General features: G+C 28.9%; 14 protein-coding genes. 8 read left to right on the top strand and 6 right to left on the bottom strand.

Annotated features, from left to right (window positions below):
- The first annotated feature begins 121 nt into the window (after nucleotides 1–121).
- The 3 genes from RT575_RS06400 to RT575_RS06390 are packed head-to-tail and all read left to right on the top strand — an operon-like array spanning nucleotide 122 to nucleotide 2,931.
- The gene (locus RT575_RS06400) at nucleotides 122–1,150 is read left to right on the top strand and encodes an iron ABC transporter permease (RefSeq protein ID WP_313579649.1); all 1,029 of its coding nucleotides are present in this window, start codon (nucleotides 122–124) and stop codon (nucleotides 1,148–1,150) included.
- A 6-nt stretch (nucleotides 1,151–1,156) separates the two neighbouring features.
- Entirely contained in the window at nucleotides 1,157–1,915 is a 759-nt protein-coding gene (locus tag RT575_RS06395; RefSeq protein ID WP_313579647.1) for an ABC transporter ATP-binding protein, read from the top strand.
- 11 nt (nucleotides 1,916–1,926) lie between these two features.
- Nucleotides 1,927–2,931, top strand: coding sequence for an ABC transporter substrate-binding protein (locus RT575_RS06390; protein WP_313579645.1), 1,005 nt, complete (start codon nucleotides 1,927–1,929; stop codon nucleotides 2,929–2,931).
- 2 nt (nucleotides 2,932–2,933) lie between these two features.
- Here RT575_RS06390 and RT575_RS06385 read toward each other — a convergent pair whose 3' ends face one another.
- Entirely contained in the window at nucleotides 2,934–3,854 is a 921-nt protein-coding gene (locus RT575_RS06385; protein ID WP_313383832.1) for an AraC family transcriptional regulator, read from the bottom strand.
- A 122-nt stretch (nucleotides 3,855–3,976) separates the two neighbouring features.
- Here RT575_RS06385 and RT575_RS06380 point away from each other — a divergent pair, with 122 nt between their 5' ends.
- Nucleotides 3,977–4,795, top strand: coding sequence for a siderophore-interacting protein (locus tag RT575_RS06380; RefSeq protein ID WP_313579642.1), 819 nt, complete (start codon nucleotides 3,977–3,979; stop codon nucleotides 4,793–4,795).
- Nucleotides 4,796–4,836: 41 nt separating this feature from the next.
- On the opposite strand, the gene RT575_RS06375 is transcribed toward RT575_RS06380, so the two are convergent.
- Nucleotides 4,837–5,808 carry a PhoH family protein gene (locus RT575_RS06375; RefSeq protein WP_313579640.1) on the bottom strand — a complete coding sequence of 324 codons (972 nt, stop codon included), beginning with the start codon at nucleotides 5,806–5,808 and terminating at the stop codon, nucleotides 4,837–4,839.
- A 66-nt stretch (nucleotides 5,809–5,874) separates the two neighbouring features.
- On the opposite strand from RT575_RS06375, the gene RT575_RS06370 reads away from it, so the two are divergent.
- Genes RT575_RS06370 through gldG form a run of 4 tightly spaced genes read left to right on the top strand, consistent with a single transcriptional unit; the run spans nucleotide 5,875 to nucleotide 9,707 of the window.
- Nucleotides 5,875–6,717 carry an SAM-dependent chlorinase/fluorinase gene (locus tag RT575_RS06370; protein ID WP_313383837.1) on the top strand — a complete coding sequence of 281 codons (843 nt, stop codon included), beginning with the start codon at nucleotides 5,875–5,877 and terminating at the stop codon, nucleotides 6,715–6,717.
- Between the two features lie 39 nt (nucleotides 6,718–6,756).
- Nucleotides 6,757–7,302, top strand: coding sequence for a CopD family protein (locus RT575_RS06365; RefSeq protein WP_313383839.1), 546 nt, complete (start codon nucleotides 6,757–6,759; stop codon nucleotides 7,300–7,302).
- A gap of 1 nt (nucleotide 7,303) precedes the next feature.
- Nucleotides 7,304–8,032 carry an ABC transporter permease subunit gene (locus tag RT575_RS06360; RefSeq protein ID WP_313579638.1) on the top strand — a complete coding sequence of 243 codons (729 nt, stop codon included), beginning with the start codon at nucleotides 7,304–7,306 and terminating at the stop codon, nucleotides 8,030–8,032.
- Nucleotides 8,033–8,036: 4 nt separating this feature from the next.
- Complete coding sequence (gldG, locus tag RT575_RS06355) at nucleotides 8,037–9,707, top strand: gliding motility-associated ABC transporter substrate-binding protein GldG (protein ID WP_313579636.1); 1,671 nt, start codon at nucleotides 8,037–8,039, stop codon at nucleotides 9,705–9,707.
- Nucleotides 9,708–10,082: 375 nt separating this feature from the next.
- Here gldG and RT575_RS06350 read toward each other — a convergent pair whose 3' ends face one another.
- Genes RT575_RS06350 through gpmI form a run of 4 tightly spaced genes read right to left on the bottom strand, consistent with a single transcriptional unit; the run spans nucleotide 10,083 to nucleotide 13,653 of the window.
- A complete protein-coding gene (locus RT575_RS06350) occupies nucleotides 10,083–10,832 on the bottom strand; it encodes a methyltransferase domain-containing protein (RefSeq protein ID WP_313376283.1) in 750 nt (249 codons plus the stop codon).
- Between the two features lie 36 nt (nucleotides 10,833–10,868).
- Nucleotides 10,869–11,678, bottom strand: coding sequence for a type I methionyl aminopeptidase (gene map / locus RT575_RS06345; protein WP_313579634.1), 810 nt, complete (start codon nucleotides 11,676–11,678; stop codon nucleotides 10,869–10,871).
- A complete protein-coding gene (locus RT575_RS06340) occupies nucleotides 11,675–12,097 on the bottom strand; it encodes a BT0820 family HAD-type phosphatase (RefSeq protein ID WP_409515949.1) in 423 nt (140 codons plus the stop codon). The genes map and RT575_RS06340 overlap by 4 nt, the downstream gene beginning before the upstream one ends.
- Nucleotides 12,098–12,117: 20 nt before the next feature.
- Nucleotides 12,118–13,653: a 2,3-bisphosphoglycerate-independent phosphoglycerate mutase gene (gene gpmI / locus RT575_RS06335; protein WP_313579632.1), complete on the bottom strand. Its 1,536-nt coding sequence runs from the start codon at nucleotides 13,651–13,653 to the stop codon at nucleotides 12,118–12,120.
- Nucleotides 13,654–13,701 lie beyond the last annotated feature (48 nt).

Here is a 13,701-nt window from a genome sequence, read left to right as displayed (position 1 = left end):
TTATTTAGGCCAAATAAAAATAAGTGAATTGGATTAATACCTTTGCTTGCAAGTTGTAAAAGTGAAATATTTAAATGTAAATTTTACTTTGTAGAAGATAGAAAAAATGTTTTTGAAAAGATTGAAATTTCCTATTTGGTGTGCTATTTTAGGAATAATTTTATTGTTGGTTTTCGGTTTTTCAGTCAGTTTGGGGGCTGTAAAAATTCCTTATGAAAAAGTATATGAGTTGCTTTGGTTAAAGTTAATAAACAATGAACAAACAATAAGTGATGTACAAATGAATATTCTTTGGCAACTGCGATTTCCTAGAATATTTATGGCAATGATTGTTGGAGTGGGGTTGTCTTTATGTGGAGTAGTAATGCAAGCTATGGTGCAAAATCCTTTGGCAGATCCTTTTATAATAGGAGTTTCATCTGGAGGATATTTAGGAGCTGTTGTATTTATAATGGTTGGAACTTGGATTCCTTTTTTTAATAATAATTTAGCAATAGAATTATCAGCATTTTTAGGTGCTTTAATAGCTTCATTATCTGTATTATTTCTATCATCTTATAAATCCAAAATATCAACTACAAAATTAATTTTATCTGGTATGATTGTTAATGCAGCATTCCAAGCAATTGCAAATTTTTTAGTTGCACTTTTAGGAAATCAAGATACAATTACTCGTATATCTTTTTGGACAATGGGATCATTAAGCTCTATACAATGGAATGATCTTACAATGCCATTGGTTTTGGTTTTCTTAAGTTTTATATTTTTTTGGTCACAATACAGACAGTTAAATGCTTTTTTACAAGGAGATGAAATTGCAATAACATTAGGGTTGAATGTACATTTATTAAGAACAATTTATATTATTATTGTTTCCTTAATTGTAGGTTTTCTTGTTTCTAAAACTGGTATTATTGGTTTTGTAGGATTAATTGTTCCACATATAGGAAGAGCTATTTTTGGATCAAATCATAAATACTTAATACCTATTTCATGTTTATTAGGTGCAATATTTATGATGATAGCTGATACTGTTTCTCGTTCATTAATGGGATTCAAAGAATTCCCTATAGGAATATTTACATCATTAATAGGAGCAATATTTTTTGCATACATTATGATTAAGAAAAATTATTCATATTCTAATTAATTTCAGATGGAAATACAAATTGATCAATTAAAAGTTGATTTAGCTGGAATTAATATTCTTCAATCAATTGATCTTCATGTAAAATCTAAACAATTTGTTGCTTTACTTGGTCCAAACGGAAGTGGTAAATCAACATTATTAAAATCGGTTTATCGTGTTTTGAAACCGATTAAAGGAGAAATTAGTATTGATAATCAACCAATAAAATCATTTTCTTCAAAAGAGCTTGCAAAACAATTATCTGTTGTTAGTCAATTTCAATTATTTGCATTTGATTTTACTGTAGAAGAAGTTGTACAAACAGCAAGAATTCCTCATAAAAAGTATTTACAAAAAGATACTGATTATGATAAAGAAATTGTTCTTAATGCATTAGAAAAAACAGGTTTAATTTCTTTAAAAGATAAAAAAATTACAGCTTTATCTGGAGGAGAAAAACAACGATTAGCTTTAGCTAGAGCTATCGCTCAGGAGGCTGATGTTATGATATTGGATGAACCAAGTAATCATTTAGATATAAAATATCAAATGGAAGTTCTTTCAACAATAAAAAATATGAATGTTACAGTACTTACAGCATTACATGATTTGTCTTTAGCAGCTAAATATTGTGATTATATTTATTTTATAAAGAAAGGTAGAATAGTTTATCATGGTTCAATTGATGAGGTTTTAACAAAAGAAATTATTCAAGATGTGTACGAAGTAGACTGTGAAGTTTTTCGTCATCCTACGACACAAAATATATGTATTAGTTATTATTAAAATAGTAAAAAATGAAAAAAATAAGTTATATAATTACTTTCTCTTTAGGAGTTATATTGTTTTCTGCATGTAACAAAAAAGAAAAAATTGAAACGCCTACAACTCAAACTAATTTTCATCAAGAGTTTGATTCATATGATATGGATGGAAAAGTATTTCCTCAAAAACTAGATAAAGTTCCAGAACGTATTGTCGTAAATAATCTTTCTTGTACAGAAATCTTATTAGAATTAGGTTTGAAAGATAAAATTGTAGGAATACTACAATTGGATAATAAACCAAATGGAAAGTGGAAAAATGAACTGAGTCAATTGAAGGTTATTGGTGATAAAATGAAAACCAATAAAGAAGTTATAGCAAGTTATCAACCAGATATTTTTATTGGATCAGGTAGAGGACTTAATGAAGCTTTTCAAGGAACTATAGATAGTTACAATCAATTAGGAATTCCTGTTTATTCTCAAAGAGCAAGTATTAATCATAATTCACCTACTTTATTAACAATTATAGAGGATGTGAAAAATTTAGGGAAAATTCTTAATGTTGAAGATAAAGCAAATACTTATGCTGATCAACTAAAGAAAAAATATGATAATATTTTAGAACAAGTCAAAAGCGTAAAAAATGTAGAGAAACCTTATACTGTGTTGGCTATATATTCAATGGATATTAATAAAAAAAGATATAGCGTTCCAGTTGTATCAGATGGTTTACAATATGATCTAATCAGTAAATTAAATTTAAAACCTGCTATACAAGGATTTTCTAATGATAATACATTTGAGCATTTGGTAAGTGTAAATCCTGATATTATTATAAATATAAATGCAGATCGTTCTTTTGTTCCAGAAGAGGAAGTAAAAAAAGTAATGTATAATGATCCTTTAATAAAAGATGTATCAGCAATAAAAAATAAAAGAATTATAACTGTTAATTATGATGATTTTTTAGATTATGGACCAAGACATTTCTCTACATTAGAGAATTTATATAACGAAATATACAAGAAAAACTAAATCTATTTTCTCAACTGACTAGGAAGAATATTGTAATGTTTTTTAAAAGCTGAGGTAAAGTGTGTAGCATTTTTATAGCCAACATTAGTTGCTATTTCTGTTATACTTTGTTGGGTTTCTAAAATCATTTTTCTTCCTAGTTCCATTTTTTCTTGAAAAATATATTGGAAGACAGTACAGTTAAATAATTCTTTGAATCCTTTTTTTAATTTAAATTCATTTAAACCAGAAATACGCGATAAACTTTTTAGAGAATGTGGGTTTTCAATGTTTTTAGAAATGATTTCTCTTATGTAATATAGTTTTTCAATATCATTTTTATTAAATATATCTGAGCATATTTTTTCTGAAATCTCCTCTTTTTTGGAAGTTAAAACAAGTAAAAGAAGTTCATTTATTTTACTTTCTAGGTATATTTTTTTTAAAACACCATCATAGGGATTTTGTAAAATTTCATTGATTACCCATTTTATATTTTGAGGGATAGTAATGTTATCAGCAAAAAAAGATTGATCTTTAGAATAAAGTGATTGTCCAAATTTTCCTAAAATTTCTAAATCATTTTTAAATAAATCTTCAAGATATTTTAATGAAAATTCTATACCAAGAGAATGATAGCGTTTTTCGTAAGGAACAAAATCAAAATTACCATCAATTTCTGGTAAGTAAAAAAAACCATATTTACCTGTATTTGTATTAACAATTGTTTGGTTTGATGTATAATACTTATGAGCACCTTGTAACATGAAAAATAATTCGATATGCTCTTCTTTTTTCTTTAATTCTTTTTTTTGAATAGAAGAATATTCTAAGCGTGCGTAATCTATAGATAAACCATCAGTTTCTATAATCTGTAAGCTTCCATCAACAAAATTTAAATTTTCATTACTTTTTGCATCAATTACAATTTCTCTAAAAGACATATCAATAAAATTATTACAATAATACAAAAGTATTGAAAGTAATTCGTATTATTTGTAATAATTCTAAATAATATAAATATTTTTGAAATAATATTATTGGTTATAAATAAAATAAATTTTATATGAAGAATAATTTAATTGAAAAACAGGTTTTTAAACTTGTTAAAAAAGAATATATAACGCCATATCTTATTCGTGTAACATTACATTCTAATGATATAAGTGCGTATAAAATTTGTAAATTAGGTGTAAATAATAAAATTTTTATTCCTCCAAATGGTGTAGATAAAGTTCATTTACCTGAACTTAATTTAGAGACAAGGCAATGGGAACAGCCTGCTGAAGAATTACGCCCTTTTATTAGAACATATACTCATAGAGGAATTGATTTAGAAAAAAATCATATGATAATTGATTTTGTAAATCATGGAGATAATGGCCCTGCCTCTAGATGGGCTATAAACTCTAAAGAAGGCGATGAATTAGGTATTGCAATGAAATTGTTTGATACACCTTTATATCCAGAATCTGATTGGTATTTTTTTGTTGCAGATGCAACTGCAATACCTGTCATAAGTTGTATTTTAGAAGATTTACCTGAACAAGCTAAGGGTATAGCTATTATAGAAAAACCAACTAATGAAAATGATTTAGAATTGATAAAGCCAAAAAATTTCGAAATAATTTGGCTAACTAACGAGCATCCAGAATTAGGAAGTGAATTATCTCAAAAAGTACGTTCTATCACTATTCCAAATGTATGTACAAAATTTGCGTATGTTGCTGCAGAATTTTCTACCGTAAAAGATTTACGTAACTATTTTCGTAAAGAACTAGATTGGACGAAAGAAGAACTTTATGCTTTTTCTTATTGGAAAGCTGGATCTTCTGAAGATAAATCAGTAGAGGATAGACATGATGAAAATAAATCAATAGAATAGTTGAAAATAGCTGAATTCATGTTAATTCAGCTATTTTTTTGTTACTTTATATCAATTTTTTTACGTTCTTTATCTTCGCTTGTTTTATAAGCTTTTAATATTTCTCGAACAATTTTATGTCGAACAACATCTTTATCATCCAAATAAATCATCCCAATATCTTTTACACCACTTAAAATTGTTAAAGCTTCTCGTAAACCAGATTTTTGTTTTGGTGGCAAATCAACTTGATCAGGATCTCCTGTAATGATGAATTTAGAATGTTTACCCATTCTTGTTAAAAACATTTTCATTTGAGCATAAGTTGTATTTTGAGCTTCATCCAAAATTACAAAAGCATTATCTAATGTTCTACCTCTCATAAAAGCTAAAGGAGCAACTTCAATAACACCTTTTTCTGTATAAGTAGATAATTTTTCAAAAGGAATCATATCTCTCAAGGCATCGTACAAAGGTTGTAAATACGGATCTAATTTGTCCTTCATGTCTCCTGGAAGAAAACCAAGATTTTCTCCAGCCTCAACAGCAGGACGAGTCATAATGATTCTACGTACTTCTTTGTTTTTTAATGCTTGTACAGCTAAAGCCACCGCAGTATATGTTTTTCCTGTACCAGCAGGTCCAATTGCAAAAACCATATCTTTATCATAAACAGTTTGGACAAGTTTATGCTGATTTGGGGTTTGAGGTTTTATTATTTTACCATTCACACCATGAACAATAATTGTATCTTCTTTTTTCATTTGAAGCATTTCATTATTATCTTCAGTCATAATTATTTCCAATTCTCTATCAGAAAGATGATTAAACTTATGAATATGATAAATTATTTTCTGGATTTTTTGTTCAAAAACTTTCAGAACTTCCTCATTACCAAATACTGTCAATTGCCTTCCTCTAGCAATAATTTTTAATTTAGGATAATACTCCTTTATTCTTTTCAGATGTTCATTATTAGCACCGTAAAAATCTTGAGCACTAATTTCTGCTAGTTCTATATTAATTTCTGTCAAATGTGTTTGTATTTTTGGTTCACATACACAAAAATAAACAATATATTTGCTAATTATTACAGAATAATGGCAATTATTACATTAACATCGGATTTTGGTCTCAAAGATTACTTTGTTTCTAGCGTAAAAGGCGCAATTCTAAAAGAATTGGCCGATGTTACAATTGTTGATATTTCTCACAATGTCAATCCTTACGATTTATCAGAAGCAGCTTATGTAATTCGTAACTCTTATGATGAATTTCCTAAAGGAACAATTCATATTATAGGTGTAAATGCTCTTAGTACTCCTTTTCAAAAACCAATTTGTGCTTTTATAAATGGACATTATTTTGTTTGTGCTGATAATGGAATTTTATCATTGATTTGTCAAAATAATGAAGCAGAAGAAATTTATGAAGTAACTGCTTATCCAGAAGGAATGGAAAGTTTGTTTCCTATGAAAAATTGTTTTGTACCTATTGCTTGTCACTTAGCTAGAGGAGGACTTCCTTCTATTTTAGGGAATAAAAGGAATGAATTAAGACAATTGAATGAGCTAAAACCAATTTACAGAGATGACAAATTTATTATAGGTAATGTTATTTATATTGATCATTTTGGGAATGTTGTGACAAATATTTCTAGATTATTTTTTGAGGAAATAGCAAAAGATAGAAAGTATAAAATATTATTACGTCAAAAAGATTTCTCAATAACGGATATTAATATTATTTATGAACACTATAACGAAGTTGTTCAAGATTTTAGTAAAGAAGTTCAAGCTTTTGGTAGAACTTTATGTTTATTTAACTCTGCAAATTTTTTAGAAGTTACACTTTATAAAAGTAATCCAGTTATTTCAGGAGGAGCAAATAAATTGATGGGATTGAAAAAAGGAGATACAATTACAATTGAATTTGAAAATTAACGCTAGAAAAAAGTAGGACAAAAAACAATTACAAATAAAATGACATACAATTATTTAATATATAAAGCAATACACATAATTTTTGTAGTTAGTTACTTTGCTGGTCTATTTTATATTGTTAGGTTGATGATTTATCATACCGAAACACAAAAAATGGACGAGCCTAAAAAAACAATTTTACAAGAGCAATATACTTATATGGAAAAAAAATTATGGAATGTAATTACTGCTCCAGCTCTTGTTATTTTAGTTACAATGGGGATAAATATGTTAATGAAAAATCCAGCATTATTACAGCTCCCTTGGATGAAGAGTAAACTAGGAATGGTAAGTGTTTTATTTATTTATCATTTTTGGTGTTGGCGAACATTAAAACAGATACAAAAAAATATTTATAAATATACTTCAGTGCAATTACGAATGATGAATGAAGTTGCTACAATTCTTTTATTTACAATTGTATTTGCTGTTATACAAAAAACAGATTTTGCAAAAGATTGGTATTGGTCTATAGTAAGTTTCTTTGGTTCTGGTGTAATACTTATGCTGATTGTTCGTTTAATAAATAGAAATAATAAAAAATAATATGTGGACAATCTTTAAAAGAGAATTTTCCAATTTTTATCTTGGTTTTACAGCTTATTTATCAGCACTCACGTTTGTTATCGTTTCAGTGTTATTCCTTTGGTTTTTTGATAATCAATATAATGTATTCAATACTGGAAATGCTTCTTTGAGTAGCTTTTTCTTTATTGCTCCTTGGATATTTTTATTCTTAATTCCTGCTCTTACAATGAAATTAATTGCAGAGGAGCAAGCGAACGGAACATTATTATGGTTATTTACTTTGCCAATAAAAAATAACCAAATAGTTTTAGGAAAATACTTTGCCGTATTATCAGTTATTATTTTTTGTTTACTATCAACATTTTTATTCACAATAACTCTACAAGAATTTTTAATACCAGAACAAGAATTGGATTATAGTACAATTCTATCAGGCTATATTGGTTTATTTTTTTTAGGGAGTTTATTTGCAGCAATTGGATTATTTACATCGTCGATAACTAAAAATCAAGTATTGGCCTATGTTCTCGCTGTGTTTTGCTGTTTTATATTTTATTATGGTTTCGAAGGTTTAGCTTCTTATAGTTTATTAGGATCATTAGATTTTTATGTTCAAAAAATAGGAAGTTACATACATTATAATCAGTTTCTAAAAGGAATTATAGATACTCGTGATTTACTTTATTTTATAGTATTGATTGCAATTTTAAATCAATTAACTATTATTAATCTTGAAAATAAAAAATAGAGTCATGAAGAAATTAAATAAATCAAGCCTTATTATTTTCATAACGTTAATAGCTATTTTTATTATTAGTCAATTTGTTTATACACGAATTGATATGACAAAAGACAAACGTTTTACACTAACATCGACAACAGAAAAATTAGTAGAAAACGTAAAACAACCTTTGAAAATAGAAGTTTTACTTGGGGGAGATTTAACAGGGGATTATAGAATATTAAAGAACGAAATTCAGTTTTTATTGGATGAACTTCGAGAAAAGAATAATAATATTTCTTACTCTTTTGTTGATCCTATAGATTTAGGTCAAGCAGAATTACAAGAAAATAAGTTAGCTCCTGTTCCTATTAAAACAGATAAAGGAGTATTAAATGTTTATCCTTATGCAAAAATAACTTACGGAGGTAAATCTACTTTCATGGAAGTATTGGTTAATGATCCATCTATTTCTTTTGATGAATTAGCAATTGCTTCTACAGAAAAGTTAGAGTATTTATTTGCAGAAAAAATACAAAAAGCAACCAATTTCAATCGTAAAAGAATTGGTTTTATTGTTCATCATGATGAATTGCCAGAAGCTAATATACAAGGTCTTGGTCGTGCTTTGTCTGAAAAATATGATGTAGAAATTTATCTAAACCCAATTGCAAATAAATCTTTTACATTGCAACCATCAGATTTAGATAGTTTAAAGCGATTTGATGCCTTAATTGATGCAAAACCTACTTTACCTTTCACAGATATGGATAAATTAGTTTTAGACCAATATGTAATGAATGGTGGTAAACTAATGATGGCTTTAGAAACGGTTGATGCAGATATGGATTCTATTTTCCGTAGTGGAAAAATTGTTGCCTTCCCAAGAGATTTAAAGATAAATGACTTTTTATTTAACTACGGAGTTCGTATTCATCCTGCTGTTATAAAAGATTTAAACGGAGCTCAAATTGTTTTGGCAGATGGAGAAACTGCTGGAAATACAAGTTATAATTATTATACTTGGCCTTATTTTGAATTGGGTGTAAAAGGAGAAGAAAATCCTATTACAAGCTCAATAGATCCTGTTTTATTTCAGTTTGCAAACCCAATAGAATTATTAAAGAATCCGAATGTAAAGCAAACGGTATTGTTGAGTACATCTCCTCAAACAACTCTTAAACCAGCATTAAATTTTATTGAGCTGAATGAAGTTGATATTAACGATACAGAAGAATACAAAATGGGGAAAATTCCTATGGCTGTTCTGCTAGAAGGTAATTTTAATTCAGCATATTCAATGCGATATGAGCGAAAAGAATTTCCAAACTTTAAAGCAAAAACAACTGATGGAAAAATGATTGTAATTTCTGATGGTGATGTTTTAAAAAATTCTCTTTGGCGAGGAGTACCAATGCAATTAGGTGAAAATAAATTTTCTGTTCGTCCAGATAATCCTGATGGTAAACCAAAAACGTATGCAAACCAAACGTTTGCTATGAACGCAATGGATTATTTATTGGGAGATGCAGATTTTCTAGCTTTAAGAAACCGTAAATTAGAAATTCCATTGCTTAGTGAAACAGTCGTTTTACAAGAAAAATCTACTTGGCAAATGATAAATATTCTTGTCCCAAGTGCTATTATTATTATATTGGGAGGGATTGGATTTTGGCTTCGTAAGAAACGATTTGCAAAATAGATGATATATATTTTTGGAATAAGACGTAACATATAATGTTACTTTTTTCCCGAGTAGTTATCTCAAAGTATATAACAAAAGCAACTTCTATAAAAGGTTGCTTTTGTTGTATAAATCAGGTTTGTGTTTTTCTTTTGTTACGGATTATTACAAGCTTTGTATGCAATAACGATTGCAATGTATATCCTTTTCTAATTGGATGCATTTCGATTTCAGCTGAATTACCAATTAGAAAAGATTGAAATGGAAAGCGTGGCACGAAGTGATTGCCCAAAAATAAATTATATATCTATAATTCAATTCATAAAAAAAGAGTTCGATTCATCGAACTCTTTTTTATTTTTTTATTTTCCCTTTTTAGAATAATTAACTGAATTATTGGATCGGTTTTCTAACAAGTGGTAAAATTTCACCTTTTTCTAGGCAGAATTTCTTTACATCTTCTGGAGATATTTCCTTTGTATAGTCTACTTTTTCTACAATAAAACCAACTTTTTCTAGTCGATTGTAATAATCTAAACCGTAAACACGAACATGGTCATATTGACCAAATTTTTCTTTACGTTCTTCTTTTGTTGTAACTGTAGGATCTTCATAAGTGACTTCTCTTTGATATGAGATAGGAACTTGAAAAATTCCCCATCCTCCAGGTTTCATAACACGAAATAGTTCACTCATTGCTTTGTGATCATCTTCAATATGTTCTAAAACATGGTTACAAAATATGATATCAAAAGTATCATCACCAAATGGTAAATCACATAAATCTGCTTTAACATCAGCCAAAGGAGATTCGATATCACATGTTACATATTCCAAATTTTTCATGTCACGAAAACGCTTCACAAAAGATTGTTCAGGAGCAACATGTAAAACTTTTGCTTTCTCTGTAAAGAAAGATGTTTTGTTTTTAAGATACAACCACATTAAACGGTGGCGTTCCAATGAAAATGTACTTGGGGAAAGAACATTATCTCTTTGTTTTTCGTATCCATAAGGTAAAAGACTGTAATATCCTTGTCCATCGATAGGATCTACAAATCTATTTCCTTTCATAAACCATACTAAAATTGGTCGTATGATATAACTACCTTGTATTAATAATGGACGAGGTAGGATATTCATTATTTTTTTTAAAAGCTTTTTCACAAAAAGTTTTTATTACGGTTTAAATAAAAAAGGTTTTTCTTCGTCGGATGTAATACCTAAAGCATCATAGATGTATTGGAATGTTGAAAGTAATTTTGGTTCACCATCTACAACACAAACATCATGCTCGAAATGAGCAGAATTTTTCTCATCTCTTGTTGTTACAGTCCATCCGTCAGAATGAAAAAATACTTTTTCTGTTCCAAGGTTAACCATAGGTTCAATAGCTAAAACCATTCCTTCTTCAATCTTTTTTCCAGAACCACGACGACCATAATTAGGAACTTGAGGATCTTCATGCATTTTTCTTCCAAGACCGTGTCCAACTAATTCACGCACGATACCATAACCTTCTTTCTCACAGTATTGTTGAATAGCAAAACCAATATCTCCTATACGATTACCTTTTTTCATTTGCTCTATTCCTTTATATAGAGATTCTTTTGTAATTCTTAAAAGTTTTTCAGTTTCTGCATCTATTTCACCAACAGCGAAAGTATAAGCATGATCTCCGTAAAAATCATTCATGTAAACACCGCAATCGACAGAAAGAATATCTCCTTCTTGCAATGGTTTATCGTTAGGAATACCATGAACAACTTCTTGATTTGGTGAAATACATAAGTTTTTAGGAAAATCGTACATTCCTAAAAATGCAGGATATCCTCCGTGATCTCTAATGTATTCGCCCCCTAACTTATCCAAATGATTTGTAGTTATTCCTGGTTTTATTTCACTTGCCAACATACCCAGTGTTTTAGAAACTAATTGAGCACTTTGGTACATTAACTCTAATTCTTCTTTATTTTTTAAATGTATCATAATCCGAAAAATCCTCTTTTCTTTTTCTTAGTAGGTTTTTTTTCTCCATTTGCATCAACGCTCAATTCAATTTTTTTAGTAATGATTTGATAAACGTCACTCCATCCAGGGAAACCACCTAAATTTCTGTCGTCGACAAAAATATCGGCATTTATTTTTCTACTTTGTTTTGTTTTGTCAAAATTTTCTTCTTCAAAACTATTGTTGATTGCATAGAATTCTATTCCATTTTTTTTACAAAATTCAATAGCTTCATCTAGGTACTTTCCGCTTCGGTAAGTCCATAAAATAAGCCTATATCCTTCAGATTGTAATTGACGCATAGTTTCAAAAGCAAAAATTTTTGCTTTACCTATTTCAGGATATTTATCATCCACAATAGTTCCGTCAAAATCTACAGCAATAATTTTATTTAACATTATAGTAATTGGTGGTTAGGTTATTTTTTTTGAATAATTATATCTCCAGTCATTTCTGTTGGAATTTCAATTCCCATTAGTGTTAAAATTGTCGGAGCAATATCTCCTAATTTTCCATGAGAAACATTCCATTCAATATTTTTTTGTGCTAATATAAAAGGTACTGGATTTGTTGTATGTTGTGTATTAGGAGAACCATCTTCGTTTTGCATGAAATCTGAATTTCCATGGTCAGCTAAAATAACAACGTTATAGCCATGTTCTATAGCAAGGTTAACAATTTTTTCTGCACATGAATCTACAACTTCAGCAGCTTTTATAGCAGCTTCCATAACACCAGTATGTCCAACCATATCTGTATTTGCAAAATTTAAACAAATAAAATCTGCAGATTCTTTTTCTATTTCTGGTAAAATAGCATTCGTGATATCATAAGCTGCCATTTCAGGTTTTAAGTCGTATGTAGCAACATCTCTTGGAGAAGCACAAAGAATACGATTTTCACCTTCAAATGGAGTTTCACGTCCGCCATTGAAAAAGAAAGTTACATGGGGGTATTTTTCTGTTTCTGCGATACGAATTTGTTTACGGCCTGCATTTGCAATAACTTCACCTAGGGTATTTACAATATTTTTTTCATCAAAAATTACAGCTACTCCAGTGTATGTAGCATCATATTCAGTTAAAGTAATATACTTTAAATTTAATTTGTGCATTTCATACTCAGGAAAATCATGTTGATTTAATACTTCAGTAATTTCTCGTCCTCTATCAGTACGGAAATTGAAACAAATTACAACATCATCATTTTCAATCTTTGCTTTTGGTTGACCATTTTCATCCGTAACAATAATTGGCTTGATAAATTCATCCGTAACATTTTCGTTGTATGAATTTTGTATAGCAGCTAATGGATCTGTAGTTGTTGTACCAACTGCATTTACCATTGCATCGTATGCTAATTTTACACGTTCCCAACGTTTATCACGATCCATTGCATAATAACGACCAACAATAGAAGCAATTTCTCCAGTAGAATTTGCCATGTGGTTTGATAACTGAGCAATAAATTTTTCTCCAGATTTAGGATCAGTATCACGTCCGTCTGTAAAAGCATGAACAAATACATTTTTATCTAATCCAGAGCTTTTAGCAGCATCTAATAATCCTTCTAAATGTTTGATATGAGAATGAACACCTCCATTAGAAACTAATCCAATGAAATGTACTTTTTTATTATTTTCTAATGCATATTTAAAAGCATCTTTTAAAATTGGTTCATTTTGTAAAGTTCCATTTTCTGCAGCCATATTTATACGAACAAGATTTTGGAAAACTACACGTCCTGCTCCTAAATTCATGTGTCCAACTTCAGAATTTCCCATTTGTCCTTCAGGTAAACCTACGGCTAAACCGAAAGTGTCTAATGTCGAATTAGGAAATTTTTTGAAACAATTATCTATAAATGGAGTATTTGCTTGTGCTATAGCAGAAACAGATGGATTAGGTCCAATTCCCCAACCATCTAAAATCATTAAGATTGCTTTGTTATTCATGTGATTTATTTAATAATACAGCCCAAAGATAATAATACTTCGGGCTGT

Source organism: Chishuiella sp., from assembly GCF_032109125.1.
Classification (GTDB): Bacteria; Bacteroidota; Bacteroidia; order Flavobacteriales; family Weeksellaceae; genus Empedobacter.
The sequence above is the reverse complement of the archived record's forward strand: the minus strand, read 5'-3'. Positions and strand labels throughout refer to the sequence as shown.

Coding starts and splice junctions, on each gene's coding strand:
- RT575_RS06395 (WP_313579647.1), top strand. CDS start 1,157: ATGGAAATACAAATTGATCAATTAAAAGTTGATTTAGCTGGAATTAAT.
- RT575_RS06390 (WP_313579645.1), top strand. CDS start 1,927: ATGAAAAAAATAAGTTATATAATTACTTTCTCTTTAGGAGTTATATTG.
- RT575_RS06385 (WP_313383832.1), bottom strand. CDS start 3,854: ATGTCTTTTAGAGAAATTGTAATTGATGCAAAAAGTAATGAAAATTTA.
- RT575_RS06380 (WP_313579642.1), top strand. CDS start 3,977: ATGAAGAATAATTTAATTGAAAAACAGGTTTTTAAACTTGTTAAAAAA.
- RT575_RS06370 (WP_313383837.1), top strand. CDS start 5,875: ATGGCAATTATTACATTAACATCGGATTTTGGTCTCAAAGATTACTTT.
- RT575_RS06365 (WP_313383839.1), top strand. CDS start 6,757: ATGACATACAATTATTTAATATATAAAGCAATACACATAATTTTTGTA.
- RT575_RS06360 (WP_313579638.1), top strand. CDS start 7,304: ATGTGGACAATCTTTAAAAGAGAATTTTCCAATTTTTATCTTGGTTTT.
- gldG (WP_313579636.1), top strand. CDS start 8,037: ATGAAGAAATTAAATAAATCAAGCCTTATTATTTTCATAACGTTAATA.
- RT575_RS06350 (WP_313376283.1), bottom strand. CDS start 10,832: ATGAATATCCTACCTCGTCCATTATTAATACAAGGTAGTTATATCATA.
- map (WP_313579634.1), bottom strand. CDS start 11,678: ATGATACATTTAAAAAATAAAGAAGAATTAGAGTTAATGTACCAAAGT.
- RT575_RS06340 (WP_409515949.1), bottom strand. CDS start 12,097: ATGTTAAATAAAATTATTGCTGTAGATTTTGACGGAACTATTGTGGAT.
- gpmI (WP_313579632.1), bottom strand. CDS start 13,653: ATGAATAACAAAGCAATCTTAATGATTTTAGATGGTTGGGGAATTGGA.